Below are 26,220 nucleotides of genomic sequence, written 5' to 3'. Positions count from 1 at the left end.
AGAGCAGCGGCTTTTTTGATGACGGAAGATTATGCTTACGCGGCCCGGAAGCCGGTGGCCTGGCGCAGGGTGCGCTCGTTGCCAGTGGCGGGGTCGGCGTAGGAATGGTCGCTGACTTCAACCGACAGCCGCTTGCCAATAAGCTGCTTGGTATCGAGGCTTTTGCCTTCTTCGGGCTTGATGCCCACCGCCGAGTAGAGCTGTAGAATGATGGGGTGGCCGGCTTCCGAATTGTAAAAGCGCTGACTCACAAAACCGTCTTCGTTTTCCATGCGGGCCGCAAAGAAGGGCACTTGCTGGTGCTCGCTGATGCCTTCCTCGATGTCGGTAATCTCGACCGTGTGGCGGCCGTCGGGAAGAAACCCTTTATCCTGGCCTTTTGCAACTTCGATTTTCATAACACTAAATTTATTGGGATGAATAAACTAACTTTTTTAGTTTAAACGAGCCTTAAAGCTTAGGGTTGTGCAAATCAGCCGTCGCTGTTCGTAATTGAATGGATTTCAGAGTCCAATAATCCTGAGCCGAATTGCCTCAGGCAGCCGCTTCTGTTTTCAGGGTGGCGGCAGAAGAACTGGTTGGGGTTTTCAGGAGCCATTCGTTCAGGCGCATGCGCAGCTCGGCGGTGGGCAGGTTGCGGTACACTTCGCCGTGGTACACGAGGCTCATAGCGCCGGTTTCCTCGCTCACCACCAACACCACGGCGTCGGTCACTTCGCTCAGGCCGATGGCGGCGCGGTGGCGCAAGCCCAAGGAAGCGGGCACGTCGGGGTTTTCGCTCACGGGCAGGATGCAGCGCGCGGCCTGAATGCGGCCGTTGGCGATAATCACGGCGCCGTCGTGCAGGGGCTGGTTTTGTTGAAGATGGAAAGCAGCAGGCGCTTGCTGATTTCGGCATCGAGCCGGTCGCCGGAATCGGCAAACGCCGTGAGGTCGGAGGCCTGGGCGAAGCAGATGAGGGCGCCCGTGTACTTGTTCGACAGACTTTTGGCAGCCTCCACAAATGGGCCGACGGAGAGCGGTGCTACTTCGGCGGGGCGGCCCCACTTCCAGCCGCGCACCCGCTCCAGGGCGGTGGCTTTGCCGATGCTCAGCAAAAAGCGCCGGATTTCCTGCTGAAACAAAATGATGCTGGCCAGCACGCCCACGCTCATAAACTGGCCCAGAATCTTGGTCAGCAGCTCCATGCCCATGGCCTTCACCACCAGGTACAGCAGGTAAATCGACACCAGACCCAACGCCACGTTCAGGGCCACCGAGCCGCGCAACAGCTTGTATAGCTGATACAACAGCACCGTAACCAGGAGCACATCGGCCGCGTCAATCCAGCCGAACTGCAGGAAGTTGATGGGGTAAGGGCCGGACATGGGGCAGAGGTGAGAGGTAGCAGGAGGCTGAGGCCTTCAACAAAGGAGACACTCCACAGCACAGCCGTTGCACGGCAAGCCTTCCATTTCTCAAATTACGGCCTTTATTCCGCTATTGAAAAGGTATTGGCAAATAATTGTATGGTTTGGCGGGCTTCGGGCACGTCGTGGGCGCGCAGCAGGCGGGCGCCGCCCTGCAAAGCGGCCATGTGCAGGGCGGTGGTGCCGTTGAGGGCAGCTTCCGGAGAGAGCCCCAGCGGGCCGTACACCATTTTTTTGCGCGAGAGGGCCGCCAGCACCGGCAGCCCCAGCGCCTGCAACTCGGGCAGGCGGCGCAGCAATTCGTGGCTTTGAGCGGCCGTCTTGGCAAAGCCGAAGCCGGGGTCGAGCAGCACGTCGACCACGCCCAGCCTGGCGCAGCGCGTGCAGCCCGTCGCGGAAGTAGCGCAGCAGGGTGAGCACCAGGTCGTCTTCGTAGTGGGTGAGCTGGGCCATGGTTTGGGGCGTGCCGCGCATGTGCATCAGCACGTAGGGCACGCGCAGGCGGCCCACGGTGGCAAACATGGCGGCGTCGAGGGTGCCGCCGCTCACGTCGTTCACCATATCGGCCCCGGCGGCTACGGCCGCTTCGGCCACGCCCGCCCGAAAGGTATCGGCGGAGAGAAAAGCCTGCGGGAATTCGTGGCGCAGCAGCTCAACGGCGGGCAGGAGCCGGCGCGCTTCTTCGTCGGCGGAAATGTCGTCGGCGCCGGGGCGGGTGCTGTAGGCGCCCAGGTCGAGCACAGCGGCCCCGGCCGCGAGCATGGCCTCGGCCCGCCCCAGCAAGTCGCGCTCCGACGCCACCCGGCTGCCGGCAAAAAAGGAGTCGGGCGTGAGGTTGAGAATGCCCATCACCTGAGGCCGGTGCAGGTTGAGCAGGCGGCCGTGGGGGCTCAGCAGTGACTGAGGGGATGCGTGAAGGAGGGGTTGAGCCGGCATAGCTAGGATAGGGCAGAGAAGAAAGCCGGCCCAATATCCAACGGCCGGGGCGAACTTGCGCCAGGAAAAAGGGCATGGCTCCCCTTCACTCAGTCACTCAGCCACTCATTCACTCCTTGACCACCCCCGAACACTACGACCTGCTGCTGGCCCGCTGCCGCACCTTGTTTCTGGCCAAAACCCACGACTACGGCACGGCCTGGCGCATTCTCCGCCTGCCGTCGGTCACGGACCAGATTTTTATCAAGGCCAACCGCATCCGCACCATTCAGGAAACCGGCGTGCGCCTGGTGGCCGACGACGTGAACGAGGAGTTCGTGGCCATCATCAACTACTGCCTCATTGCCCTGATGCAGCTGCACCTGCCGCCCGACACCCCGCTCGACATGAGCCTGGAAGCCGTGGCCGCCGCCTACGACCACGAAGCCGCCGAAAACCGCCGCCTGCTGCTGGCCAAAAACCACGACTACGGCGAGGCCTGGCGCCAGATGCGCGTGTCCAGCATCACCGACCTGATTCTGATGAAGCTGCACCGCGTGAAGCGGCTCGAGGACATCGGCGGCGATACCTGGGTGAGCGAAAGCGTGGAAGGCAGCTACCGCGACATGCTGAACTACGCGGTTTTTGCGTTGATTCTACGAGGCGAGGCGTAAAGTGACGCAATGAACGAAAACTCCCCTCCTTTTTTAAGGAGGGGACGCTCAACTGCCAAGTTGAGCTGGGGTGGTGAAGTCGTTGAACGAACGGCGAACGATTCCAGCCCAACTCGTTCAGCCATCGTTCAACGACTTCACCCCCCGTCCGAGCTAAAGCTCGAACATCCCCTCCTCATCTGAGGAGGGGAGTTACACTGCCAGAATTCTGCTTTTGCCCAAACTTTGCGCGTTGCCTGGCCGTTTGCCACGGGCTTACTTTGTCTTATGTCAACTCCCAGTCTCGCAACCCAAACCGCACCGGCGCCTCACCCCCTGCGCACCGTCACCCGCATCGCGTGGTTTTTGCTGGGGGCGCTGTTTATTTTCTCCGGCCTCATCAAGCTCAACGACCCGGTGGGCACTGCCTATAAGCTGGAGGAGTACTTCGAGGTCTTTGCCGTCGATTTCGGCTCCTTCTTCCTTTTCTTCAAGAGTTGGTCGCGCCTGCTTTCCATCTTGCTCAGCTCCATGGAAGTGATTTTGGGCGTGGCGCTGCTGCTGCGCTGGCACCTGCGCCACACGCTGTGGCTGCTGCTGGGGCTGCTGGTGTTCTTCACCTTTCTGACCTTCTACTCGGCGGCTTTCAATAAAGTAACCGACTGCGGCTGCTTTGGCGATTTCATCAAGCTCACGCCCTGGACCTCGTTTTTCAAGGACGTGTTTCTGCTCGTGCTCTGGGGCATTGTGTTCACGCACCAGCGGTTTTTGCGCCATGCTTTTGTGCAGGGCACGCCCGGCGTCATGGTCATGACGTTTGCCTCGGCCATTGCCATCGGCATCGGGGTGCGCTCGTTGGGCCACTTGCCGTACTTCGACTTCCTGCCCTACAAGGTGGGCAACGACATTGGCAAGCTGATGAAGGCCAGCGCCCCCATGCGCTACAAGTACATCATGGAGAAAAACGGGCAGACCCAGGAGTTCACCACCTACCCCGATTCGACATGGACCTACAAGAGCATGGTGGCCCTGAACCCCGAAGACGGCCCCAAAATCACCGATTTCCGGGTGTGGAACGACGAGGGCGACTACACGCCCGAGCTGCTGCGCGGCAACAAGCTGGTGCTCATCATCCAGAATACGGAAAAGGCCGACCGCGACCGGAACGCACTCATCAACAAGCTGCTTACCGACGCGCAAGCCTCCCGGGCCAACATCACGCCGCTGATTGTGACGAGCAGCAGCCCCGCCGACTTCGACGTATTTCGGCACAACGCCAACTTCGAGGTGCCCTTCTACTACGCCGACGCCACGGTGCTCAAGTCCATCATCCGCTCCAATCCCGGCTTTGTGCTGCTGAAAGACGGTGTGGTGAAGGGCAAGTACCACTACCACGACATCCCCAGCGTGGGCAAGCTGGAAGAGAAGCTGCAGTAGTTTTTGGGCAGGAGGGTATGGGGGTAGGAGGGTAAGCGTTATTGGGATATGAGAGCAGGAAAGCGCAAAGGCAGAAGGCTTTTCTCACGTCGCTATTTCTAATTTCAACCTCTAATCAGTAGTCCTCCCGCCCCACACCCTCCTACCCCACACCCCAATAACGCTTACCCTCCTACCCCCATACCCTCTTACCCTACCCAAAGCCGTGCTTCCTTTTATTCTCCGTCGCCTGGCGCAGGGCCTGCTGGTCCTTGTGGGGGTAGCGTGTACGGTTTTTCTGCTGTTCAACGTGCTGCCCGGCGACCCCGCGGCCCTGCTCGCGGGCCAGCGCACCGACCTGGCCACCAAAGCCGCCATCACCGCCGACCTGGGCCTCGACCAGCCGCTGCCCACTCGCCTAGTAGGCTACCTCAACGACGTTTCGCCCCTGGGCCTGCACCCGCGCGACTCGGCCGGGCAGGCGCGCTACGGCGGCGTGGCGCTGCTGCCGCTGGGCAGCCGCGCCTTGGTGCTGAAAACGCCCTACCTGCGCCGCTCCTTCCAAAGCAACAAGGACGTGCTCAGCATTTTGCTTGATTATTTCCCCGGCACCATGTGGCTGGCCCTGGCGGCCATGGTCATTGCCAGTATCGGGGGCGTGGCCTTTGGGGTGGTGGCGGCGCTGCGGCCCCAGTCGGCGCTCGACCGCACGCTGGTGACTACTTCGGTGCTGGGCATTTCGGTGCCGTCGTTTGTGGCGGCCATTGCCATTGCCGTCACGTTTGGCTTCTATTGGAGCCACTGGACGGGCCTCAGCCTAACCGGGCAGCTCTATGAGACCGACCCCTTCACGGGCGAAAGCCACCTGGTGCTGCGCAATCTGCTGCTGCCGGCCATTGCGCTGGGCATCCGGCCGCTGGCCATTATCACGCAGCTCACCCGCTCGAGCATGCTCGACGTGATGAGCCAGGACTACATCCGCACGGCGCGGGCCAAGGGGCTGAGCCGCTCGGCCACGGTGCTGCACCACGCCCTGCGCAACGCCCTCAACCCCGTGGTGACGGCCGTGTCAGGCTGGCTGGCTTCGCTCATGGCGGGCGCGTTTTTCATCGAGTACATCTTCAACTGGAAAGGCCTGGGCACGGTGACGCTGCGGGCCGTCGAAAACCTGGATTTCCCGGTGGTGATGGGCGCCACGCTGTTCGTAGCGGCCTTGTTTGTACTGATAAACATTGTGGTGGACGTGCTTTATGCCGTGCTCGACCCCCGGGTAAAATTGAGCTAACGCTATGCTTAATGAGGAATGAAGAATGAGGAGTGAAGAATTATTTCAACAAGCCTGATTTTACTAACTCCTCATTCTTCATTCATCATTCTCCATTTCCTGTGAAGCTCTACCTCATCGGCATGCCGGGCTCCGGCAAAACCACCCTGGGCCGGGCCCTGGCCGCGCACTACGCCCTGCCGTTTCTCGACCTCGATGCCGAGATTGTGGCCCGGGCGGGCCAAGTGATTCCTGCCATTTTCCTGCAGCACGGCGAGGCCCACTTTCGCCGCCTGGAGGCCGAGGTGCTGCGCGACATTGCGGCCCGCCCCGGCCCGCTGGTGCTGGCCACGGGCGGCGGCACGCCCTGCTTTCACGACAACCTCGCGGTGCTGCTGGAGGCCGGCGTCACGGTCTGGCTCGACGTGCCGGTAGCCGAGCTGGCGGCCCGCCTGTCCAAAGGCGTTGAAAAAGGCAGCCGGCCCCTGCTGGCCACTTCCGGCCCCACCGAAAAGTGGCTGCAAGAAACCCTGAGCACCCGTACGCGGTTTTATCAGCAGGCCCGGCTGCGCTGTGCGGGGGCGCGTGCACGGCTCCGGCGGTGGCGGCTCAGGCGGCGGCCGCGGGGCTTGCGCCTTCATCAGCGGCCGAATTGCCGCAGGACGTGTAATTTTGTTAATATTATACTCCGACATCGCTAGACCTATGCAATCAGTATCCACCGAAGAGCCAGAGCCCGCTGCCACCCCAGCCCAACCCGTGCGACCCAAGCACAAGGGCTCGGCGCAGCTGTTCCAAAACCCGGTGCTGGAGCGTCTTTCGCACACGCACATTGCGTTGCCGGTGGCCATTTTTGCGCTTACGGCCATCCTGAGCATGTACTATGGCCTCACGCACGGCTTCATGTCGGGGCTGTCGGCCATTGGGCTGTTCTTGGTGGGTTTGTTTGCCTTCACGTATGCCGAATACGCGGTGCACCGCTACCTGTACCACATGCCGACCTCCACGCCCAGCCGCGCCAAGCTGCAGTACACCCTGCACGGCGTGCACCACGAGTACCCCAAAGACAAAACCCGGCTGGCCATGCCGCCCATCGTGACGGTGTTTGTGGCCTCGCTGCTGTTCTTTATTTTCCGCCTCAGCTTCGGCTCCTATGCGTTTGGGCTGCTGGCGGGCTTTACGTTTGGCTACGCCATGTACCTCTTTGTGCACTACGCGACCCACGCCTACGCTCCCCCGAAGAACTTCCTGAAAGTGTGGTGGACGCACCACGCCCAGCATCATTACCGGCAGGAGCCCGTGGCCTTTGGCGTGTCGAGCACGCTCTGGGACCACCTCATCGGCACTATGCCCGGCAAGAAGGCCCAGTAGTTTTCGTACCACTGCTTAACAAAAAGGGCGGCTCCGATATCGGAGCCGCCCTTTTTGCTTGCTGAGATTCTGGGCTACACCCGCGGGCCGCGCATCTTGTTGATGATGAACAAGACAATGGCCACGATTACCACCACGGCGATGATGCCCGTGTAGGCGCCGGCCTTGAAGATGGAGCCGATGGCGTCGCAGCCGGTGAGCGACGTGGCCAGCACGGCGAGGAATAGAAACAGGGAAAAACGGGAAACATTCATGGCATTGAAGGGAAGGTGAAAGAAGTTGCCAGTAGCGCTAGCACCGCTGAATAACTGCTGATACTGAGGCAACACGAAAAAGGTTAAGTCAAAGCTTTGCCTACTGGCATGCTCACCGTGAACGAACCATGCCGCAGTAGCTTTGACGCATGAAGCGCCATATTCTATTTACCCTACTTTTAGCCCTATTGAGCCACTTTGGGCAGGCCCAGGCACCAGCAAGCCGCCTCGACAGCCTCGCGCACCGCGACAGCGTGCTGGAGTTTCAGCGCAACCTGAACAAAGAGTTCAGCAACCCGGAAGAATCCCCGCTGAGCCCAACTGAGCGGGCGGCGTTCCAGGCCCTGCCGTACTACCCCACGCGCTACAGCTACTACGTGGAAGCCCAGTTGGTGCGCGATTCCACGTCGCGGCCATTTGCCATGGAAACCAGCACCAGCCGCCGGCCGCTCTACCGCAAATACGGCGAGCCTGCGCTTTGTACTGCAGGGCCAGCCCATGCGCCTAAGCGTGTACCAAAGCGCCGACCTGCTCAAGCGCCCCGGCTTCGAAGATTACCTGTTTGTGCCTTTCACGGACCTTACCAACGGCCACGGCAGCTACGGCGGCGGACGCTACCTCGATTTGCGCATTCCGCCCGCCGGCACCCGGGTTATGCAGTTGGATTTCAACCGCGCCTACAACCCCTCCTGCGCTTACAACCACGGGTATTCGTGCCCCGTGCCGCCCGCCGAAAACCGGCTGCCAGTAGCCATCCCGGTGGGGGTGCGCAGCGACCATTAGGAAGCTATAGAAGAAAAAGAACGTCAGCTTGCCGAAGCCTCTCGCCCGGGCGGCACCTCACCCCCGGCCCCTCTCCAAAAGAGAGGGGAGCCAGTCGTTATCAAGCAAAAGCCCCGGCTCAAGTGAGCCGGAGCTTTTCATTTAAAATTGAGCTAGTTCTTGTGCCGTGGCTCCCCTCTCTTTTGGAGAGGGGCCGGGGGTGAGGTTATCACAGCTCCGCTGAGCTTGACGTTCTATAGACGGTCGATTAGACGTTGAGCTAAACGGAGCAAGCCTACCAGTTGCCGCTGGCGCCGCCGCCGCCGCTGCTGCCGCCGCCAAAGCCCCCGAAGCCGCCCCCGCCTCCGCCGCCAAAACCACCGCCGAAGCCTCCGCCGCCGCCCCCAAAGCCGCCACCTCCGAAGATGATGGGGGGCACGAAGCCGCCGCCAAAGCCGCGGTTGCCGCGACCACCCCGGCCGCCGCCGCCCCGCTTACGCAGCATGATGAATACCAGCACCAAAATACCGATAATCAGCCAGAAGGGCGGGCCGGAGTTGGAACTACCGCGCTGGCCGCGGGGCTGCACGTCGGCCGGGTCGGCCTGGTACTCGCCTTTGGCCAGGGCAACGAGCTGGTCGGTGGCCCGGTCGAGGCCGGCGTAGTACTGGTTTTGCCGGAACGCCGGCACCAGCGTGTTGCTGATGATGCGCTTGGCCAGGGCGTCGGGTACGGCTCCTCCAAGCCGTAGCCGGTTTGGATGCGGGCCGCGCGCTCCTGCTGGGCCACCAGAATGAGGATGCCGTTGTTCTTGCCCTTGCTGCCGATGCCCCAGCTTTCGTAAAGCTTCTGGGCATAGTCCGCAATTTCGTCGCCATCGAGGCTGGGCACTGTCACCACGGCGATTTGCGAGGAGGTGCTGTCGTTGTAGGCCACCAGCTTGCGCTCCAGCGCGTCGGCTTCGCCGGGCTGCATGAGGTTGGCCAGGTCGTTTACCAGGCGCGGCGGGTTGGGCCGGGGCGGAAGGCTCTGGGCTGAAACCAGCCCAAGCGGCAGCAGCCACAGCACCGCCAGCAAAAGCCGCCAACGGTGTACCGAAACAGCCCGCATGCGGGCACCCAAACATTGCGCCGTTAAGAGCTGGGCTTTCGCCACAGGATTTTTCATGCGTCGGGAGACGGCCGGGGGCCGCCGAAAGAAATGGCATCGTCCAGCTCGTTCTGGTCGGTGGCGGCGTTGTAGGGGAAGTAGCGTTTGAGCTGCTCGCCCACCATGTGGATGCCGCGCTCGAGGCCCAGCACGTAGTTTTCGTGCCGAAACTGCTCTAGCACCGCCTCCTTGGTTACTTCCCAAAAGTCGTCGGGCACGGCCGCGTTGATGGCCGCATCGCCGATTACGGCAAACTGCCGGCTTTCCCACGCCAGGTAAAACAGCACGCCGTTGCGGGCCGCCGTCTTGTGCATGTTGAGCTCGGCAAACACCTGCGCGGCGCGGTCGAGGGGCTCGGGCGTGGGGCAGATGTCTTCCAGATGCACCCGGATTTCGCCCGAAGTCTTAACCTCGGCCTGCCGAATGGCTTCTACCAGGGCCTTGTCCTGTTCGAGGGTGAGAAGGGATTTCATGCTTGAATGAAGAATGAGGAGTGAAGAATGAGGAATTGAAACCGGCTAAGTTGAGCCAATTCTTCCTTCCTCATTCTTCATTCCTCATTGAGAATTAAAACTGTACCGTGGGCGCCTTGCTCGCGGCCGGGTCGGCTTCGAAGTAGGGCTTGGGCTGGAAGCCGAACATGCCGGCAAACAGGTTGTTGGGGAACGAGCGGGTGAAGGTGTTGTAGTCGTTGGTGACAGCGTTGAACTTGTTCCGCTCCACGTTGATGCGGTTTTCGGTGCCTTCAATCTGGGCTTGCAGCTCCTGGAAGTTGGCGTTGGCCTTCAGGTCCGGGTAGTTCTCAGACACGGCCAGCAGGCGGCCCAGGCCGGCCGAAACCTGGCTTTGGGCCTCCTGGAATTTCTTGATGTTTTCGGGCGTGAGGTCGTTGGGGTTGAGCTGCACGCTGGTGGCCTTGGCGCGGGCCTCGATAACGGCGGTGAGGGTGCCTTGCTCAAATTTGGCGGCGCCTTTCACGGTATTTACCAGGTTGCCGATGAGGTCGTTGCGGCGCTGGTAGGAGCTCTGCACGTTGCCGGCCTGGGCTTTCACGGCCTGGTCGCGCTGCACCATGCCGTTGTAGCCGCACGACGACTGGGTGAGCAACAGGGCCAGGCCCGCGAAATAGAGAAGAAAGCGTTTCATGATGGGGTAATAAGGTGAAAGAGTGAAGGGGTAAGAAGTCTGGTTTTGAGGGCCGCCGAAACCTGGGGCCGCTGGGCTGGGTTGGTTCGGGGCTGGCGCAAAGTACGCAGCTTGGGCCCAGTGGTTGTAGCTTGCTACTTAGCCGGGCTTACTCCGGCGCCGCATCCCCCGCAAACCACCTCGCTTCCACCCTTCGCATGAAAGCTGTTATCCCCGTTGCCGGCATTGGTTCGCGCCTGCGCCCGCACACCCACACCCAGCCCAAAAGCCTGGTCCCGGTGGCCGGCAACACCATTCTGGGCCACATCATCGACCGCCTGCGCGCCGCCGGCCTCACCGAATTCGTCTTCATCGTGGGCTACCTGGGCGATAAAATCGTGAGCTACGTGCGCCGCACCTACCCCGACCTGCACGTGACCTTTGTGGTGCAGGAGCCCCGCGAGGGCCTGGGCCACGCCCTGTGGCTGGCCCGCGACGAGTTCCGCCACGACCCCGACGGCGTGCTCATCCTGCTCGGCGACACCATCGTGGACGTGGACCTGCCGGCGCTGCTGGCCACGCCCGGCTCGGTGCTGGCCGTGAAGGAAGTGAAGACGCCCAGCATGTTTGGCCTGGTGGAAACCGGCGCCGGCGGCCGGGTGAGCAAGGTGGTAGAGAAACCCAAAATCCCTAAATCCAACTACGCCATGGTGGGCCTCTACAAGCTGGCTTACCCCGAGAAGCTGGCCCAGGCCCTGGAGTGGCTGCACGACACCGATGTGCGCACCCACGGCGAGCTACAGCTCACCGACGCGCTGATGCACCTCATCGAAGAAGGCGAGGTGATGACCACCTGCCCCGTGGATAACTGGTTTGACTGCGGCCGCAAGGAAACCCTGCTTGAAGCCAACGCCCGCCTGCTCAACCAGCCCGAGTTTCTGGAGGGCCGCGACTATTCTGAGTTTCCCGACGCCGTAATTATTCCGCCGGTCAGCATCGGGCGTGGCTGCCAGATTTCGCACTCCATTATCGGGCCCAACGTGGCCATCGGCGACAAAACTATCATCCAGAACACCATCCTGACCAATTCCATCATTGGCAGTTACTCGGAACTGCGCTCGGCCGTGATGCACGACTGCATCGTGGGCAGCGACGCCTCGTTCCGGGGCATGAACCACAGCCTCAACATCGGCGACAACACGGAAATAGACTACAGCTAAGAAATGACTGGACAGTGGGCCGTTGCTTCGTACTTTTCGACCCTCAACCACTCTTTCTGCGCATGATTTTTCGCCGCCTGCTTTTTGCCTGCGCCACTGCCCTGCCTCTGCTGGCTTCGGCCCAAACGCCCCTGGGCCAGCCCTCGCTCGACGAGGCCAAGGTGCAAATCTGGTGCGCCACCGCCCGCTTCGTGTACGACGACGCCGGCCGGCCCAACCTCAAAAGCACCGTGCGCTGCGAAGGCGCCAACCTCGACGCCCTGGCCGCCAGCATCCGGCCCGACAGCCTGCGCGTGTACAGCGTGCTTTACCAGCCCATTGAGGGCCGGGGCAACATTTACCAGGGCAAAAAAGACAACGTGGCCCGGCTGAGTGCGCTCACCAAAGCCATTGTGGGCAAGCTGAAAAGCTCGCCGGCCCGCCGCCGCGACCCCGACCGCATGGCCCGCGTGGAAGCCCTGGAAACCGCTCTGACCAACTACGTAGAATCGGGCACACCGCTCGGCGACGTGGCCAATGCCATGGCCCCCGAAACGGGTGATACCACTGCCACGGCCGGCACCACTATGGGCCCGGCCGAAGCCGCCGAAGCCCAAGCCGCGGCCGACCGCGACGCCGCCGGCGCGACTACTGCCGCCCTGCCAGCCACGGGCCCAGGCAGCCTGCTCAACCGCTTTGCCGCCCCGCTGGCCCTTATTCTGAGTATCTTGAGCCTGGTGCTGTACGTGATGCTGCGCGTGACGCTGGGCCAGTGGCGCCGGCAGCAGCGCCGCGAAACCCTGACCGCCAAGCAGGCGGCCGGCGCTGCCCAAGCCGCCGCCACCGAGGCCACCGCCGCCATGGCCGACTCCGTAGCCCGGATAAAGCGGGCCGAAGCCCTGGTACTGGCCACCGCTCCCGACCCCAACGCCACTCCGGCCGCGCCCGTCGCTACCAACCTGAGCCCGGCCCAACGGCTTGAAGTGGAGCGCCTGGTGAGCCAGCGCGTAGACGAGGAGCCTGCGCTGGCTGCGGGCCAACCTGCCCGAGCTGATTGCCGCGGCCGTGGCGCCGGCCGGTGTCGCCGCCGGAACTGCCTCCGTAGCTCAAGCCGGCAGCCAGGAGGCTTCACGGCCGGTTGCCGATGATGTGCAGATGGATTGATTTCCAGGCACCTTTCCTCGGTATTGGCGTAAAAAGCTTTATAGTAGGATTTTGTCGTGCTCGTTGAACCATAGTGGCTCAAGCTGCGTGAAACAGCTACTCTGCTACTCCCCACCAACGCCACTCCTTTATGAAAGCTGCCATACCCCTGTTTGCCGCCCTGGCAGCCTTGGCGGCTTGCCGCGCCTCGTCCTCGCGCTACGAGCGCGACACGCCCCCGCCACAAGCCCCTGACCGAAATGACCACGCCCGAAACCGGCGAGCCGAGCCGCAAGGATTTCCTGGCCCCTATTGCTACTGCCCCCGTGAAATACCCCGAGACCCGCAAAGCAGACGTAGTCGACAACTACTTCGGCACCGCCGTAACCGACCCCTACCGCTGGCTCGAGGACCTGGACTCGCCCGAGACCACGGCCTGGGTGAAGGCGCAGAACGAGGTCACCTTTGGCTACTTGAGCCAGATTCCGTTTCGGGATAAAATCAGGACGCGGCTCACCAAAATCTGGAACTACGAGCGCTACAGCGTGCCCGAGCAAGTGGGCGACGAGCCTGGTGTTTAGCAAGAACGACGGCCTGCAGAACCAGCCCGTGCTTTACCGCCAGCGCGGCATCGGCGAGCCCCAGGTGCTGCTCGACGCCAATAAGCTCTCGGCCGACGGCACCACCGCCCTGGCCGCCACCGAGTTCAGCAACGACCACCGCTACCTGGCCTACGCCATCAGCAGCGGCGGCTCCGACTGGAACAAGGTGCGCATCTTGGACCTTAAAACCAACCAGCCTGCTGCCCGAAGAGCTGGAATGGGTGAAGGTGTCGGGCACCTCGTGGGTGAAAAATGGCTTCTACTACAGCCGCTACGACGCGCCCAAAGCCGGCGAAAATAACCTGGCTGGCAAAAACGAATTTCACAAAGTGTACTTCCACCAGGCTCAACACGCCGCAGAGCGCAGACAAGCTGGTGTACGAGAATCCGAAAATGCCCCTGGGCTTCCGCATTGCGGGCGCTACCGAAGACGAACGGTTCCTGAGCCTCTACCTCACCGATGGTAAGTCGGACGGCAACCGCCTGCAAGTGCGCGACCTCACCGACCCCAAGCAGGCCAAGACCTGGACCACGCTCATCGCCTCCTACGAGTTCAACAACACCGTCATCGGCAACGTGGGCGGCGAGGTGCTGGTGCACACCAACTACAAGGCCCCGCGCTACCGCGTGGTGCGCATCGACCCCAAGAAACCACAGGAAGCCAACTGGCACGACGTGCTGCCCGAAAGCCCGAACAAGCTCGAGAGCGTGAGCCAGGTGGGCGGCCGCCTCATTGCCGATTACCTTAACAACGCCAGGCTCGCAGGTGAAGGTGTATTCGGAGTTGGGCCAGTTCCAGCACGACGTGCAGCTGCCGGCAATTGGCACGGCCAGCGGCTTTGGGGGCCGGCGCACGGCTAAAGCGGCGTACTACGCCTTCACCTCGTTTACCTACCCCACCACGATATACAAGTACGACCTGGCCACCAATACCAGCACCGTATTCCGCGCGCCCAAAGTGGACGTCAACCCGCAGGACTACATGACCACGCAGGTATTCTACCCGAGCAAGGACGGCACCAAAATCCCCATGTTTGTGGTGCACAAGAAGGGCGTAGTGCTCAACGGCAAAAACCCGACCTACCTCTACGCCTACGGGGGCTTCAACGTGTCGCTTACGCCGGGCTTCTCGGTGGCCCGCCTGCTGTGGCTCGAAAATGGCGGCATCCTGGCCATCCCCAACCTGCGGGGTGGCGGCGAATTCGGCGAAGCCTGGCACCAGGCCGGCATGACCCCGCACAAGCAAAACGTGTTCGACGACTTCATTGCCGCTGCCGAGTACCTCAAAAGCAACAAGTACACCGACTACGACCACCTGGCCATTGCGGGCGGCTCCAACGGCGGCCTGCTGGTGGGCGCCACCATGAACCAGCGCCCCGACCTGTGCCGGGTGGCCCTGCCCGCCGTGGGCGTGATGGACATGCTGCGCTACCAGAAGTTCACCATCGGCTGGAACTGGGCCCCGGAATACGGCACCTCCGACAACCAAGCGCAGTTTGAAAACCTGCTCAAGTTTTCGCCCCTGCACAACCTGACGCCCAAAACCAGCTACCCGGCCACGCTCATCACCACCGCCGACCACGACGACCGGGTGGTGCCCGCGCACTCCTTCAAGTTTGCCGCCGCCCTGCAAGCCGCCAACGACGGCCCCAACCCCGTCCTCATCCGCGTGGACGTGAAGGCCGGCCACGGCGCCGGCAAAAGCACCAAGCTGCAGATTGACGAGTGGGCCGACGTGTGGAGCTTCTGCTACGCCAACATGGGCGTAACGCCCGCGCTACAGTAGCCGCGAGCGTTACGCCCAAGCTGGTGGCTTCCTTGATTTACTGACCCGTTGAGGTGGGCTGACCATTGCCCACTCGGTCACCGGCCGGCTTCAGGTTTGTTTCGAACAGCTTGAGAATGCGCTTGTACTCATCGGTCCACGAAGAGGGCTCGATGAAGCCGTGGTCCTCGACGGGGTACACGGCCAGCTCCCAGTTTTCCTTTTTCAGCTCAATGAGGCGCTGCGACAGGCGCACGATGTCCTGGAAGTGTACGTTGGTGTCGACCATGCCGTGGCACATGAGCAGGGCGCCTTTCAGGCCGCTGGCGTAGTTGATAGGCGACGAGCGGGCGTAGGCAATGGAGTCGTTGTAGGGTTCGTTGAGGATGTTGTCGGTGTAGCCGTGGTTGTAGTGCGCCCAGTCGGTCACGGACCGGAGCGCGGCGCCGGCCCGGAATACGTCGGGCTGCGTGAACATGGCCATGAGGGTGATGAAACCGCCGTAGGACCCGCCGTATATGCCCATGCGCTGGGGACTCACGCCGTATTTCTCGGTCAGCAGTTTGGCCCCGTCCAGTTGGTCGGTGAGGTCTTTGCCGCCCATATAGCGGTAGATGCCCGTGCGCACGTCGCGGCCGTAGCCGGCCGAGCCGCGGTAGTCGATATCGAGCACGGTGTAGCCCTTATCCACCAGCAGGTTGTGAAACATGTACTCGCGCGAGTAGGTGCTCCACCACTTGTGGGCGTTCTGCAGGTAGCCGGCGCCGTGCACGAATATCACGGCCGGGCCCTGGGCCACGGCGCCCGTCGGGCGGTAGAGGCGGGCGTACACATCGGCCCCGTCGCGGGCTTTGATGGTGATGATTTCCGGGTCGCGCCAGGCGTAGCTTTCAAACTCGGGCGTGGTGCTGTGGGTAAGCTGCCGCATCTTCGCCTTGGGCTTGTTGTCCATCACGAACAGCTCCCAGGGCTTGTTGGTGTAGCTGTAGCGCACGGCCAGGGTGCGGCCATCGGGCGACACCACCACCTCGTGCGCGCCGGGGCGGCTGGTCATTTGCTGCAGCGCGCCGCCATTGAGCGGCAGCTGGTAGAAATGCTGCTCGCCGGGGTGGGTGGCGTTGGCGATGAGGTACCACGTCTTGCGGTCGCGACTCAACTGCGCGCTTTGGATTTCAAATTTGCCGCTGGTCAGGCTCGCTTCTGGCCGGTCGTGGCGTCCACGGTGTAGAGGTGGCTGTAGCCGGTTTCCTCGCTCTGGAACCACACACGGCGGTTGTCGGGCAGCCAGCCCACGTTGCCGGCCCCGTAGCCGATGCCCGGGCCGTTGACCCACGCATCGTCGTGCTGCCGGTCGAGCAACTTGATTTTCTGGGTGGCCGGGTCCAGCGCCACAATCCAGCGGTCCTTATTGTCGGTGGTGCGCATCACCAGGAAAGCCCGCTGCCCATCGGCCGACCAAAACGGACCGAAGGGCTGCACGCGGCGTAGTTCGGTAGCAGATTTCTTTGGTTTGCCGGCAGCCGCGGCCTTAGCCGAGTCGGCGGGCATGGGCGCTTTGGCGGGCAACTGGTACTCCTTGCGGTAGGCCGGCTGCTCGTCAAGGCCCTTCAGTTCTTTGTACCCCAAGACAAAAGTGGTGTCACGGGCAATGTCATAGACGCCCAGGCTCGTAGGCCGTCTGGGGAGCGCCTACTTTGGTGCGGGTCGAAATATCCTCGGTGAAGCCCGAGGTCGTCACGAAGTTGGGCACCAGCGCCACCTTGGCGGCTGCTGGCTCCTGCCCCAGCGTGTAGGTTACGTAGCGGCCATCGGGGCTCAGGCTGCAGGTTTTCCACGGTTTGCTGACCCAGGTAAATGGCCTTAGGCCGCAGCTTGGCCAGGGCTTTCTGCTGGCTCTCTCGGGCCTGCCGGTCCTGGTCGCGCAGCCGCACCACGTCGAACAAGGCCGCCTGCTGGGCCCGCAGGTAGCGCTCGGCTTTGTCGGTGGGCAGGGTGCTGGCGGGCTTGCTGCCCTTGCGGAAGTCGGTGCGCTGCGTGGTTTCGCCGGTGGCAGGGTCCCAGGTATATAGGTTCTGGGCCCGCACGTAGCTCACGAGCTTGTCAAGCATAGCAAACGTGGAGCTGGCTTCGCGCTCGGCGGTGTTTGTCACGCGCCGTACTCGCTGCGTTTTGAGGTCCAACAGGTAAATGTCGCCGTCGCGCTCGTACACCTTGCGGGTATACCTGGCATCGTACACGCCGCCGCTGGCGGGCAGCGTGCGCTGCTCGCGCTGGCTCACTTTGCGCGGCGCGGCCGTGCCCGTGGGCGCCACCTGATACAGCGAGTCGCGCCGGTCTTTGGTGGGGTTCCAGTTGAAGTAGATGCGGCGGCCGTCCTCACCCCAATACACGTTGGAGGGCGAGGTACCCAGCCACTGCGCGGGGTCCCGCATGATTTTCTCGACGGTGAGCGGAGCCAGGCTGCTGGTAGTCGCGGCAGGAGCCTGAGCCAGTGCGGGCCCTGCCGTCGCCAGCATCAGCCCAAGAAGGTAAAATTTGCGCATCAACAAATCTACTCCGGCAAGCTCAAGAATGGTAGCAAAATGGTGGTAGCCCAAGCGCCTGTGTGTCCGAGAAAGCAGTGAACAACAGCTTGAATAGTGGGCCAACGTATGGCGCTGCCGTTGCGCCAACATGAACCAGCCCCTACCCTGCCATAAATCCGTTGGCTCATCTTTTGGCAACCATTTGCCCTCGCCCGCGCTATTCAAGTTCCTCCACTTGATTACTCAACCCCATGCAACTAGGAATTAGCTCTTTTGGCGAGGTGGCCCCGGCCCACGTGGCCGGCGGCGACCACAACGCCAGCCAGCGGATGCAGGAACTGCTGGCCCTGGCCCGACTAGCAGACGAAGTAGGGCTCGATGTGCTGGCACTGGGCGAGCACCACCGGCCCGACTTCATCATCTCAGCACCCGAAGTCATTCTCGCGGCAGTGGCAGCCGTCACCCGGCGCATCCGCCTGTCCAGCGCCGTCACCGTGCTCAGTTCCGCCGACCCGGTGCGGGTGTTCCAGAACTTCGCCACCGTGGATTTGATTTCGGGCGGCCGGGCCGAGATTCTGGCCGGGCGCGGGTCCTTCATCGAATCCTACCCGTTGTTCGGTTACGACCTGAAGGACTACGACGCGCTGTTTGTCGAGAAGCTGGACTTGCTGCTCAAAATCAACGCCAGCGAAGTCGTATCCTGGCAGGGCAAGCACCGCCCCGGCATCGCGGCGCAAGGCGTGTACCCGCGTCCCGCCCAGCCCAAGCTGCCCATCTGGATTGGCATCGGCGGCACGCCGGCATCGGCCGTGCGGGCCGGCAAATTGGGCTTGCCCCTGACCATTGCCGTGTTGGGCGGCGCGCCCGACCGGTATGTGCCGTTTGCGGAGCTGTACCGCGAGTCGGCTCAACAAGCCGGACACGACGCGGCTCAGCCTGCCGCTTTGCCTCAACTGCCATTTCCACTTGGCCGAAACCTCTGAGCAGGCCGCCGATGAGTTCTTCCCGCCTTACTCGCAGCTCATGAACCGCATTGGCCGCGAGCGAGGCTGGTCGCCCATGGACCGGCGCCACTTCGACTACCTGCGCGGGCCCGAGGGACCACTGTTTGTCGGCACTCCCGAGGAAATCACCGAGAAGCTGCTGTACCTGTACGGGCTGTTCCAAAACACCCGTTTTTTAGCTCAACTCGTGTTGGAAGGCATTTCGCACCAAAGCGTCATGCACTCCGTCAATCTGTTTGGCACGCAGGTAGCCCCAGCGGTGCGCGAGGCTCTTGCCCGCCGCAACGCAGCCCCCACCCCCAAGCACTAGAAAAACACTATGTTTACGGAGGCTTCTTTGACCCTCACATCGAAGCCTTTATCTTTCCCAACATGGTAAATCTTCTGTGGTCCATCCTGAACGTCGCGTTGCTGCTGGCCTTTCTGTATATATTTTGCCGAGCCGCACTGTTGGTAAAACGACATATTGGGCTGGCAGCTGCTTTGTTCTTTGGCTTTGGGCTGCTCTTGGTTGGCTGCAGCAAATCCGGTAAGGGTGCCGCAGCATTATCCCCCGTTAATCTGCTGACCAGTGTGCCCAAAGATGCCCCTTTGGCAAACGCCACCGCCATTCAGCGCATCGACTTGGGCGGAACCAATAAGCTGGAGCTACTAGCTGAATACTACACTCAGGACGGCACCATTACCAAGCCCCGCGGGCTCTACGCAACCCTGTCCGGGTTTATGCTCGGTCACGCTTGGCAGCCCGTCACCGGCTGGGTAGGAAAGCGCGGCAATGGGCTTCACTACATGGCCGCTATCAACCACCATTGGGACTTGCTAGGTGTGCGGGTGTTTACGCAAGCCGGAGAGCAATTCGAGGGCATCATGCCTCTGGGCAAGTAAGCTGAATCTGGACTCAACAAAAAACCGCCTGACGTAGTGCCAGGCGGTTTTTCATGCTCTAAACTTTCGTTCGACTAGTAGCGGTACAGATCCGACTTGAACGGGCCTTCTACCGGCACCTTGATGTAATCGGCCTGCTTGGGCGTCAGCTCGTCGAGCTCCACGCCGATTTTGGCGAGGTGCAGGCGGGCTACTTTCTCGTCCAGGTGCTTGGGCAGGGTGTACACCTGGTTTTCGTACTGGTTGCCGCGCTCCCACAGCTCAAGTTGAGCCAGGGTCTGGTTGGTAAACGAGTTCGACATCACGAACGAGGGGTGGCCGGTGGCGCAGCCCAGGTTCACGAGGCGGCCTTCGGCGAGGATGATTACCTCTTTGCCGTCGATGGTGTAGATGTCGACCTGGGGCTTCACCGTGTCCTTGGTGTGGCCGTAGTTGCCGTTCAGCCACGCCATGTCAATTTCATCGTCGAAGTGACCGATGTTGCAGACAATGGCTTTGTCGCGCAGCGCCCGGAAATGCTCTTCACGGATGATGTCGCAGTTGCCGGTAGTGGTGATAACAATGTCGGCGCGCGGGATGGCGTTTTCCATCTTCTTCACCTCGAAGCCGTCCATAGCGGCCTGCAGGGCGCAGATGGGGTCGATTTCGGTCACGATAACGCGGGCGCCGGCGCCGCTCAGCGAGGCAGCGGTGCCTTTTCCTACGTCGCCGTAACCGGCCACCACGGCCACTTTACCGGCCATCATCGTATCGGTAGCCCGGCGGATGGCGTCCACCGCCGACTCTTTGCAGCCGTACTTGTTGTCAAACTTCGACTTCGTTACCGAGTCGTTCACGTTGATGGCGGGGAAGGGCAGCGAGCCGTTTTTCACCCGCTCGTACAAGCGCAGTACACCGGTCGTCGTCTCTTCCGAAACGCCTTTGATGCCAGCAGCTAGCTCGGGGTACAGGTCCAGCACCATGTTGGTGAGGTCGCCGCCGTCGTCCAGAATCATGTTCAGGGGCTGGCGCTCTTCGCCGAAGAACAGCGTCTGCTCGATGCACCAGTTAAACTCCTCTTCGTTCATTCCTTTCCAGGCATATACCGGAATGCCGGCTGCGGCAATGGCCGCGGCGGCGTGGTCCTGGGTCGAGAAGATGTTGCACGACGACCACGTCACCTCGGCGCCCAGCGCCTTGAGGGTTTCGATGAGCACGGCCGTCTGGATGGTCATGTGCAGGCAGCCGGCAATGCGGGCCCCTTTGAAGGGCTGGGCCGCGCCAAACTCCTCGCGCAGGCTCATCAAACCGGGCATTTCGGCTTCGGCGAGGCGGATTTCCTTGCGGCCCCACTCGGCCAGGCTCATGTCCTTTACTTTGTACGGAACGTACGTTTTAGTCGTGGTTTCCAACGTAATGCGGGTTAGTTTACAGTATTCGTGGTTCAACTGCAAAGATACGATATTTGTTCAGGGCCAAATGCAGAAAGGCCCGCACCGGGTGGTGCGGGCCTTTTTGAGCGAGGTGCCTGCGGGAGCAGGGGCGCCGATTAGTTGTTTTGCGACACGAAGGCTTTCAGCTTCTGGTCGGCGTTGAGGCTGCCGGCCGTGCCGCTTACTACGACGGTGTAAATCTTACCGGCTTCATAGTTCTTGGTACCGGAGCCGGTGCCCGTGCCGTCGCCTACCTGGGCCAATGGATTCAGGCTGGCCGTGGTGGAGTTGTCGAGAATGGACAACGCATAAGTTCCGGGGTTGAAATCCGTAAACGAAGACGCGGTAGTCGCCCCCACATTCGCGACGAGGTCAACCACAACCGGGCCAGTTACCGTACTGGTAACCTGCGACAAGCGGATGGGAGTGGTGACGCCCTGGCCCAGATGAATGACGCGAATACGGGCTTTGCCCGTAGCCGGAGCCGTCAGGTCATCCGGAAAAAGGAAGCCCGCCACTGCGGTAGACGAAGCCGCGGGGCCAGCTACGAAGGTGTAGGTCTTGTCTTTGTCGATAGCGATGTTTTGGGTAAGCGCCGTTTGGGTGCCGGAGCTTACCTGCACCGAGCGGCTGCCGGTTGCGAATGCCTGGTAGTCGCTCCGTACGCCGTAGGCCAGCGAGGCCTTTTCGGTGTTGTCTACCAGAAACTTAAGCGTGGTGGGGGCAATGTGCGAGGCCGCATTTATAAACAGTACTTTGCCTTGGTCGGCCACTACCGGGGCGGGGGCCGGCTGGTCATCTTTGCCGCAGGAGGCCAGCAGCAGGGTGGCGGGTAGAAGCGCCAGGAAAGCGCGACGGAGCATGAAGGATGTTTGCATAGGAAAATATCAACTTAAAAGGTGATGAGCACCGTATGGGAAAGAAAAAGCCCAGCCGGCCCGGCCTGAACGTGCAAGCGACCGGCTTTGTTGAGTTGGGATGCATAAAAAATTGAGCTAGCCCGGGCCGCTTCGGCCTTTCACACCTGTCTTACCTTTGTTCTATGCACGCAACTAACCGACTGGCCGCTTTTCCATGGCGGCTGCGCGGCGCGGCCACGGCAGCCTTGTCCCTTAGCCTGTTGGCCTCCGCCCAGGCCCAGCAGGCCCCCGCCACCATCCGCCTGAGCCCTCAGGATGCTGAACGCGCCCTGAACGGGCACCAGCACAACTTCGACTTCCTGGCTCCCGGCACCACCGGCAGTGCGTACCAGTCGGCCGGCTTTTTTGGCCAGAGGCTGCGGCCTTATGTGGCCGGCAATGCCGAAGCCCTCTCCTACCTCGCCAAATACCGCCGCCAGAAAACCATCTTTCTGATTGACCGGCTGGTGGCCGTAGGTGCCTTTGGCCTGTACGGACAGCAAATTTTTGGCAACGGCGAGGCTCAATATTTCAACAACACGCAAAAGGCGGCCATTGGCGTATTTGCCACCAGTGTGCTGGCCACGGTGTTCATCAACCGCAACACCAACACGTACATGCAGCGGGCGGTGTCGGCCTACAACGCGGGCGTGGCGTACCGCCGTGGCGGGTGGCCGCGCCTGCAGCCCAGCGCCATCGGCCTCGGTGCCTCCCCGGCCGGGCAGCCGCTGCTGGCCCTGCGCTGGACCCTGCGCTAAAGGATGCTTTTCTCTGTATAATTTCCCTCATGGATTACCCCCTGCCCGAAGCGGCCCGGCGCTACGTGGCCGCCCACCTGCACGACGACCCGGCCCACCTGGCCCTGCAAGCCCGCCGCCACCCCGGCCTGCCCGTACCCGAGCCTGGTGCGCCAGATTCAGGCCCGCCAGAAGGCCCGCACCAAGCTGCCGGAGTGGGCCGACAACCCCGACCTGATTTTCCCGCCCGCACTTTCCGTTGAGCAAGCTTCGTCGGCCCGAACCGCTGCCTTCAAAGCCGGCCTTGTGGAAGGCGAGCGACTGGCCGACCTCACCGGCGGCTTTGGGGCCGATACCGCGCATTTTGCGGCCCGCATGGGCCACGTCGACTACGTGGAGCGCGACCCCAAGTTGGCTGCGATTGTGAACTACAACCTGGCTCAACTCGGCATCTGTAACGTGACCGTACACGCCGCCGATGCGGTGGCCTTTCTCAAAAGCACGCCGCACCACTACGACTGGCTGTACCTAGACCCGGCCCGGCGCGACACGGCGGCGCGCAAGATTTTCCTGCTCCACGACTGCGAGCCCGACGTGGTGAAGCTCCTGCCGCTGCTGCTGCACAAAGCCGATAAAGTCCTGCTCAAGACCTCGCCGATGCTCGATATTGAGCACGCCGTGCAGGGCCTGGGCCACGTGCGCCGCCTCTGGGTGCTGGCCCTCGACAACGAAGTGAAAGAAGTACTCTACGAGCCTGGGCCAGGAGCCCGCCGTCGACCCGGAGCGCTACGCCCTCAACCTGCGCCGCGACGGCAGCCAGCAGGAATTCCGGCTCAACCGCGCCCGCGAGGCCCGGGCCATACCCCGCTACGCCGAAGCCCAGCAGTACCTCTACGAACCCAACGCCGCCGTGCTCAAAGCTGGTGCGTTTCGCAGCATCGGCACGGCCTTCGAGTTGCTCAAGCTACACCAGCACAGCCACCTGTACACGTCCGATGTGCTGCGGGCTGATTTCCCGGGCCGAATTTTCCGGGTGCTGGCCGTTGAAAAAGCCGACGGTGCGGCGCTCAAGGCCCACTTGGGCCCCGAGGCCCGCGCCCACGTCACCACCCGCAACTTCCCGGATTCCGTGGCCGATTTCCGACGCCGCACCGGCATCCGCGAGGGTGGCGAGGTGTATTTGTTTGCGACCACCGACCTGCGCGGCCGGCCCGTGGTGCTGGTGTGCGAGAAAGCCCAATTGCCCACCGGCTAACCTTTCCGACCATGTAAGCTACCGGCTGGGCCACTGGTCGGGGCGGTGCCCCAGCCGAAACGCCAGCACTGCCCGGTAGGCGAGCAGGCTGCTGCTGTAACGGTAGCCTCGGTAATCAGTGGTTTCGCCAACAGCTCCGAAGCTGGAGGAATAGAAGACGGCAAGCGGGTCCTGATAATAGACCCTGCCGTTTAGCCCGGCGTCAACGCTGAGGGTAAATCGGCCCCGGCGCGCGCCGACTTCAATGTATGGCGCGGCCTGAAAAGTAAAGGCACCACAAAACGGGGCCTGCGTGGGAACCCGCACCCCGCGCGCCGTGAGGCGGCTGCTGCCCGCCCCATACTGCTCGTGCGATTCGTAGCTGGTGGTGAAATTAAAATTGAAGCCCACGCCCCCGAACAGCTCCTGCGTCAGGCTCTGCTTTAGCATGTAGCGGGCGCCCAGGCGGGCGTCGAGCTTGGTACCGTGCCACTTATAGGAGCCTTCGCCTCCCGCCAGAGGGAAATTACCCCGGCGGCCAAACGTACTGAAGGCCGCTTCGCTATGGCCCGCCCAGCGCCGTCCCGGCAGCAGCACGTCGAGGTACAAGCCACCCAAGGGGTGTAGCCGGCCGTCCAGATTTAGCCCATCGAGCAGGGGCGCTTCTTCGCCCCTGAAGCGTTGTTTAATCCGCAAAGTGTTATGACTGGCGCCTGCTAATAGGCCGCCGTTAAAGGCAAAGGGCCGGTGCGGCTGAGCTTGGGCCAGTATCTCCACCCCCGGCTGCTTGCCTTGAGTGCACTGCGTACTGAATGCCTGCACCACGCCGGCCAGGCCTTTGGTGGAGTAAGGAGCCGCGCCGGCTGCGGTGACTGCCGCCGGGCAGTCGCCGAAATACGTGGCCGCCTGCGACTGGTAATTGTTGGCGTCCCTCACGAGTGGCGGCCCTGCACCTGAGCCAGGTACTTGCGTTCGGTCAGCTCCAGAAAGGGTTTGCCGGGGCGGCGCACAAAATAGTGCGTCACGCCGTCGACCACGGCCCGCAACAGGGGCACGGGGCCATCGACTAGCACTTCCGCCAGCAGCGAGTCGGGGCGCTGGTTCACGACCAGGCGCTGCGGCAAGGTGCCCACCTGCGTGCGGGCATCCCGGTCGAGCGGCACCACCTCTGCGCGGAAGTAGCGGCCGCTTTCCAGCCGAAACGCCCGAAGCTGGGTGCGCGCATACAGGCGCCCTGGGGCATCCGTAGTGGGCCGAAATACCACCCCTTCGGGTGGCCCCTGCCAGAAGCGGTTTTCCAACTCGCCCCGCAGCGTATCGCCGGCAGTGGTGACCAGGTAGCCGCGCTCGAACGCCTGGCCCCTAACGTGGCCAACCGCGAGCAAACCCAATGTTAATACGCCAAAGAAAAATCGCATGAGCAGGAATATAGAATCAGGCGGCAAAATACATTCCCCGCCATGCTTGTTAGGACTACTCCGCCCCATCTGACCTCAGGATTTAGCCCAACCCGCTGGCTTTTCGTAGGAAGTGCGGAGAAAGCACCTGGAGTTTTCGTCCAGATTATCAGATTATAGCTATTACAATGCGTTTTACAGACAAAGTGTGCCTGGTTACGGGCGGAACCTCCGGCATCGGGCAGGCCACCTGCATTCGGCTAGGCGCCGAGGGTGGCGTGGTGATAGTGCTGGGCCGCGACGCAACCGACGGGGCCGAAACCGTGGGAACCATTACCAAGGCCGGTGGCCAGGCTGTTTTTATGGCCTGCGACCTGGCCAAGCCCCGGGCCATCGAGTCGACCGTAAAGAAGGTGATAACCAAGTACCAGCGGGTGGACGTGCTGATATGCGACGCCGCGATGATGACCTTCGACCCGCTCATTAAGCTCCCTTTGGACCAATGGGACTTGCTGATGCAGGTAAATCTGCGCTCGCTGGCTCAACTCACGCAGCTTTGCCTGCCCCACATGCCCAAGGGCAGCGCCATTGTAGCAATCAGCTCGGTACACGCCCACCAGACCACGGCCGGCGTGGTGCCTTACGCCACCAGCAAAGGCGCCATGGAAGCCTTCGTACGAGGGATGAGCCGCGAGCTCAACTTCCGGCAAGTCCGCATCAATGCCGTGGCGCCCGGTGCCGTGGATACGCCCATGCTCTGGAGCAACCCCAATGTGAAAAGCGGCGCCGAAAAAATTGATAAAGCCACGGTGGGCCAGCCCGAAGAACTGGCAGCCGCCATCGCCTTTATGGCTTCCAGCGAGGCCAGCTTTATCCACGGCACCACTCTAACCGTAGACGGGGCCGGCTGGCGCAGCTGTAATCGGCAACCTGGACTGCGGTTGGGTATTGGGCATTCCGCCCTGTCCAGTGCTGCTTCCCTGGCTATTTCAAAGGAGAATTTAGAACAGCAAGAGGCATTGCCCGCTGAGCGCTACAGCGTTTGCTTGAGCTTTTCCTAACGACTCATACCCGAGATTTCCGTAGTTTTGCCCTGCGCT

At 62.1% G+C, this 26,220-nt stretch carries 31 protein-coding genes and 3 pseudogenes; 21 read left to right on the top strand and 13 right to left on the bottom strand.

The window, feature by feature from the left end; genetic code table 11:
- Positions 1-35 precede the first annotated feature (35 nt).
- The 3 genes and pseudogenes from ACFQT0_RS06060 to folP form a co-directional block, all read right to left on the bottom strand.
- Positions 36-398, bottom strand: coding sequence for a hypothetical protein (locus tag ACFQT0_RS06060; protein WP_068191016.1), 363 nt, complete (start codon positions 396-398; stop codon positions 36-38).
- Between the two features lie 136 nt (positions 399-534).
- Positions 535-1,367: pseudogene (gene cdaA / locus ACFQT0_RS06055) on the bottom strand (diadenylate cyclase CdaA).
- 90 nt (positions 1,368-1,457) lie between these two features.
- The gene (gene folP / locus ACFQT0_RS31555; RefSeq protein ID WP_449272043.1) at positions 1,458-2,345 is read right to left on the bottom strand and encodes a dihydropteroate synthase; all 888 of its coding nucleotides are present in this window, start codon (positions 2,343-2,345) and stop codon (positions 1,458-1,460) included.
- Positions 2,346-2,419: 74 nt separating this feature from the next.
- On the opposite strand from folP, the gene ACFQT0_RS06040 reads away from it, so the two are divergent.
- The 5 genes from ACFQT0_RS06040 to ACFQT0_RS06020 all read left to right on the top strand — a co-directional run bounded on the left by ACFQT0_RS06040 (position 2,420) and on the right by ACFQT0_RS06020 (position 7,028).
- On the top strand, positions 2,420-2,998 hold the full coding sequence (locus ACFQT0_RS06040) for a DUF1599 domain-containing protein (RefSeq protein WP_380201235.1): 579 nt from the start codon (positions 2,420-2,422) through the stop codon (positions 2,996-2,998).
- A gap of 267 nt (positions 2,999-3,265) precedes the next feature.
- Entirely contained in the window at positions 3,266-4,414 is a 1,149-nt protein-coding gene (locus ACFQT0_RS06035; protein WP_380201233.1) for a BT_3928 family protein, read from the top strand.
- Positions 4,415-4,619: 205 nt separating this feature from the next.
- Positions 4,620-5,678, top strand: a complete 1,059-nt coding sequence (locus tag ACFQT0_RS06030; protein WP_380201231.1) for an ABC transporter permease — start codon at positions 4,620-4,622, stop codon at positions 5,676-5,678.
- 101 nt (positions 5,679-5,779) lie between these two features.
- On the top strand, positions 5,780-6,358 hold the full coding sequence (locus tag ACFQT0_RS06025) for a shikimate kinase (RefSeq protein WP_380201229.1): 579 nt from the start codon (positions 5,780-5,782) through the stop codon (positions 6,356-6,358).
- Positions 6,359-6,362: 4 nt separating this feature from the next.
- Positions 6,363-7,028 (top strand): sterol desaturase family protein, encoded by a 666-nt coding sequence (locus tag ACFQT0_RS06020; protein ID WP_380201227.1) that lies wholly within the window; start codon positions 6,363-6,365, stop codon positions 7,026-7,028.
- A 74-nt stretch (positions 7,029-7,102) separates the two neighbouring features.
- Here the strand turns inward: ACFQT0_RS06020 and ACFQT0_RS06015 are convergent, their stop codons facing one another.
- The gene (locus ACFQT0_RS06015) at positions 7,103-7,282 is read right to left on the bottom strand and encodes a hypothetical protein (protein WP_380201225.1); all 180 of its coding nucleotides are present in this window, start codon (positions 7,280-7,282) and stop codon (positions 7,103-7,105) included.
- A gap of 417 nt (positions 7,283-7,699) precedes the next feature.
- On the opposite strand from ACFQT0_RS06015, the gene ACFQT0_RS06010 reads away from it, so the two are divergent.
- Positions 7,700-8,065 carry a DUF1684 domain-containing protein gene (locus tag ACFQT0_RS06010; RefSeq protein WP_380201223.1) on the top strand — a complete coding sequence of 122 codons (366 nt, stop codon included), beginning with the start codon at positions 7,700-7,702 and terminating at the stop codon, positions 8,063-8,065.
- 274 nt (positions 8,066-8,339) lie between these two features.
- On the opposite strand, the gene ACFQT0_RS06005 is transcribed toward ACFQT0_RS06010, so the two are convergent.
- From ACFQT0_RS06005 to ACFQT0_RS05990, 4 genes and pseudogenes are all read right to left on the bottom strand, one after another.
- Positions 8,340-8,564: a hypothetical protein gene (locus tag ACFQT0_RS06005; protein WP_380206156.1), complete on the bottom strand. Its 225-nt coding sequence runs from the start codon at positions 8,562-8,564 to the stop codon at positions 8,340-8,342.
- A 165-nt stretch (positions 8,565-8,729) separates the two neighbouring features.
- A pseudogene (locus ACFQT0_RS06000) lies at positions 8,730-9,019 on the bottom strand (TPM domain-containing protein); the annotation flags it as partial.
- Positions 9,020-9,207: 188 nt separating this feature from the next.
- The gene (locus ACFQT0_RS05995; protein WP_380201221.1) at positions 9,208-9,666 is read right to left on the bottom strand and encodes a TPM domain-containing protein; all 459 of its coding nucleotides are present in this window, start codon (positions 9,664-9,666) and stop codon (positions 9,208-9,210) included.
- A 94-nt stretch (positions 9,667-9,760) separates the two neighbouring features.
- The gene (locus ACFQT0_RS05990; RefSeq protein ID WP_380201219.1) at positions 9,761-10,339 is read right to left on the bottom strand and encodes a LemA family protein; all 579 of its coding nucleotides are present in this window, start codon (positions 10,337-10,339) and stop codon (positions 9,761-9,763) included.
- 197 nt (positions 10,340-10,536) lie between these two features.
- Here ACFQT0_RS05990 and ACFQT0_RS05985 point away from each other — a divergent pair, with 197 nt between their 5' ends.
- From ACFQT0_RS05985 to ACFQT0_RS05955, 7 genes are all read left to right on the top strand, one after another.
- On the top strand, positions 10,537-11,538 hold the full coding sequence (locus ACFQT0_RS05985) for a sugar phosphate nucleotidyltransferase (RefSeq protein ID WP_380201217.1): 1,002 nt from the start codon (positions 10,537-10,539) through the stop codon (positions 11,536-11,538).
- A 62-nt stretch (positions 11,539-11,600) separates the two neighbouring features.
- Complete coding sequence (locus ACFQT0_RS05980; protein ID WP_380201215.1) at positions 11,601-12,665, top strand: hypothetical protein; 1,065 nt, start codon at positions 11,601-11,603, stop codon at positions 12,663-12,665.
- A 255-nt stretch (positions 12,666-12,920) separates the two neighbouring features.
- Positions 12,921-13,241 carry a hypothetical protein gene (locus ACFQT0_RS05975; protein WP_380201213.1) on the top strand — a complete coding sequence of 107 codons (321 nt, stop codon included), beginning with the start codon at positions 12,921-12,923 and terminating at the stop codon, positions 13,239-13,241.
- Positions 13,234-13,563: a hypothetical protein gene (locus ACFQT0_RS05970; RefSeq protein ID WP_380201211.1), complete on the top strand. Its 330-nt coding sequence runs from the start codon at positions 13,234-13,236 to the stop codon at positions 13,561-13,563. The genes ACFQT0_RS05975 and ACFQT0_RS05970 overlap by 8 nt, the downstream gene beginning before the upstream one ends.
- Positions 13,484-13,729: a hypothetical protein gene (locus tag ACFQT0_RS05965; protein ID WP_380201209.1), complete on the top strand. Its 246-nt coding sequence runs from the start codon at positions 13,484-13,486 to the stop codon at positions 13,727-13,729. Before ACFQT0_RS05970 ends, ACFQT0_RS05965 begins: the two co-directional genes overlap by 80 nt.
- Entirely contained in the window at positions 13,638-14,123 is a 486-nt protein-coding gene (locus tag ACFQT0_RS05960) for a hypothetical protein (RefSeq protein ID WP_380201207.1), read from the top strand. Before ACFQT0_RS05965 ends, ACFQT0_RS05960 begins: the two co-directional genes overlap by 92 nt.
- Positions 14,029-15,048 (top strand): prolyl oligopeptidase family serine peptidase, encoded by a 1,020-nt coding sequence (locus tag ACFQT0_RS05955; RefSeq protein ID WP_380201204.1) that lies wholly within the window; start codon positions 14,029-14,031, stop codon positions 15,046-15,048. The genes ACFQT0_RS05960 and ACFQT0_RS05955 overlap by 95 nt, the downstream gene beginning before the upstream one ends.
- A 37-nt stretch (positions 15,049-15,085) precedes the next feature.
- Here the strand turns inward: ACFQT0_RS05955 and ACFQT0_RS31550 are convergent.
- Positions 15,086-17,570: pseudogene (locus ACFQT0_RS31550) on the bottom strand (prolyl oligopeptidase family serine peptidase).
- A 233-nt stretch (positions 17,571-17,803) separates the two neighbouring features.
- On the opposite strand from ACFQT0_RS31550, the gene ACFQT0_RS05935 reads away from it, so the two are divergent.
- From ACFQT0_RS05935 to ACFQT0_RS05925, 3 genes are all read left to right on the top strand, one after another.
- Positions 17,804-18,535 carry an LLM class flavin-dependent oxidoreductase gene (locus tag ACFQT0_RS05935; RefSeq protein WP_380201195.1) on the top strand — a complete coding sequence of 244 codons (732 nt, stop codon included), beginning with the start codon at positions 17,804-17,806 and terminating at the stop codon, positions 18,533-18,535.
- Positions 18,519-18,866, top strand: a complete 348-nt coding sequence (locus ACFQT0_RS05930) for a hypothetical protein (protein WP_380201193.1) — start codon at positions 18,519-18,521, stop codon at positions 18,864-18,866. Before ACFQT0_RS05935 ends, ACFQT0_RS05930 begins: the two co-directional genes overlap by 17 nt.
- A 62-nt stretch (positions 18,867-18,928) precedes the next feature.
- On the top strand, positions 18,929-19,441 hold the full coding sequence (locus tag ACFQT0_RS05925) for a hypothetical protein (RefSeq protein ID WP_380201191.1): 513 nt from the start codon (positions 18,929-18,931) through the stop codon (positions 19,439-19,441).
- A 74-nt stretch (positions 19,442-19,515) separates the two neighbouring features.
- Here the strand turns inward: ACFQT0_RS05925 and ahcY are convergent, their stop codons facing one another.
- A complete protein-coding gene (gene ahcY / locus ACFQT0_RS05920) occupies positions 19,516-20,832 on the bottom strand; it encodes an adenosylhomocysteinase (protein ID WP_380201189.1) in 1,317 nt (438 codons plus the stop codon).
- A gap of 137 nt (positions 20,833-20,969) precedes the next feature.
- The gene (locus ACFQT0_RS05915) at positions 20,970-21,716 is read right to left on the bottom strand and encodes a DUF4397 domain-containing protein (protein ID WP_380201188.1); all 747 of its coding nucleotides are present in this window, start codon (positions 21,714-21,716) and stop codon (positions 20,970-20,972) included.
- A gap of 179 nt (positions 21,717-21,895) precedes the next feature.
- Between ACFQT0_RS05915 and ACFQT0_RS05910 the strand changes: the two genes are divergently transcribed.
- From ACFQT0_RS05910 to ACFQT0_RS05895, 4 genes are read left to right on the top strand one after another with little or no spacing between them, the layout of a single operon-like run.
- Complete coding sequence (locus ACFQT0_RS05910; RefSeq protein WP_380201187.1) at positions 21,896-22,510, top strand: hypothetical protein; 615 nt, start codon at positions 21,896-21,898, stop codon at positions 22,508-22,510.
- 29 nt (positions 22,511-22,539) lie between these two features.
- On the top strand, positions 22,540-22,752 hold the full coding sequence (locus tag ACFQT0_RS05905; RefSeq protein ID WP_380201186.1) for a hypothetical protein: 213 nt from the start codon (positions 22,540-22,542) through the stop codon (positions 22,750-22,752).
- On the top strand, positions 22,658-23,500 hold the full coding sequence (locus ACFQT0_RS05900) for a class I SAM-dependent methyltransferase (protein ID WP_380201184.1): 843 nt from the start codon (positions 22,658-22,660) through the stop codon (positions 23,498-23,500). Before ACFQT0_RS05905 ends, ACFQT0_RS05900 begins: the two co-directional genes overlap by 95 nt.
- Positions 23,400-23,744 carry a THUMP-like domain-containing protein gene (locus ACFQT0_RS05895; protein WP_380201182.1) on the top strand — a complete coding sequence of 115 codons (345 nt, stop codon included), beginning with the start codon at positions 23,400-23,402 and terminating at the stop codon, positions 23,742-23,744. Before ACFQT0_RS05900 ends, ACFQT0_RS05895 begins: the two co-directional genes overlap by 101 nt.
- 18 nt (positions 23,745-23,762) lie before the next feature.
- Here ACFQT0_RS05895 and ACFQT0_RS05890 read toward each other — a convergent pair whose 3' ends face one another.
- Together ACFQT0_RS05890 and ACFQT0_RS05885 are read right to left on the bottom strand one after the other, a co-directional pair.
- Positions 23,763-24,659, bottom strand: coding sequence for a hypothetical protein (locus ACFQT0_RS05890; RefSeq protein WP_380201180.1), 897 nt, complete (start codon positions 24,657-24,659; stop codon positions 23,763-23,765).
- Positions 24,656-25,141 (bottom strand): hypothetical protein, encoded by a 486-nt coding sequence (locus tag ACFQT0_RS05885; RefSeq protein WP_380201178.1) that lies wholly within the window; start codon positions 25,139-25,141, stop codon positions 24,656-24,658. Before ACFQT0_RS05885 ends, ACFQT0_RS05890 begins: the two co-directional genes overlap by 4 nt.
- 167 nt (positions 25,142-25,308) lie before the next feature.
- Between ACFQT0_RS05885 and ACFQT0_RS05880 the strand changes: the two genes are divergently transcribed.
- A complete protein-coding gene (locus tag ACFQT0_RS05880; protein ID WP_380201176.1) occupies positions 25,309-26,181 on the top strand; it encodes an SDR family NAD(P)-dependent oxidoreductase in 873 nt (290 codons plus the stop codon).
- The last annotated feature ends 39 nt before the right edge of the window (positions 26,182-26,220 follow it).

The sequence above is a fragment of the Hymenobacter humi genome, assembly GCF_042665855.1.
Lineage (GTDB): Bacteria > Bacteroidota > Bacteroidia > Cytophagales > Hymenobacteraceae > Hymenobacter > Hymenobacter humi.
Note: the sequence above shows the minus strand (reverse complement) of the source record. Positions and strands in the feature narration are given on the sequence as shown.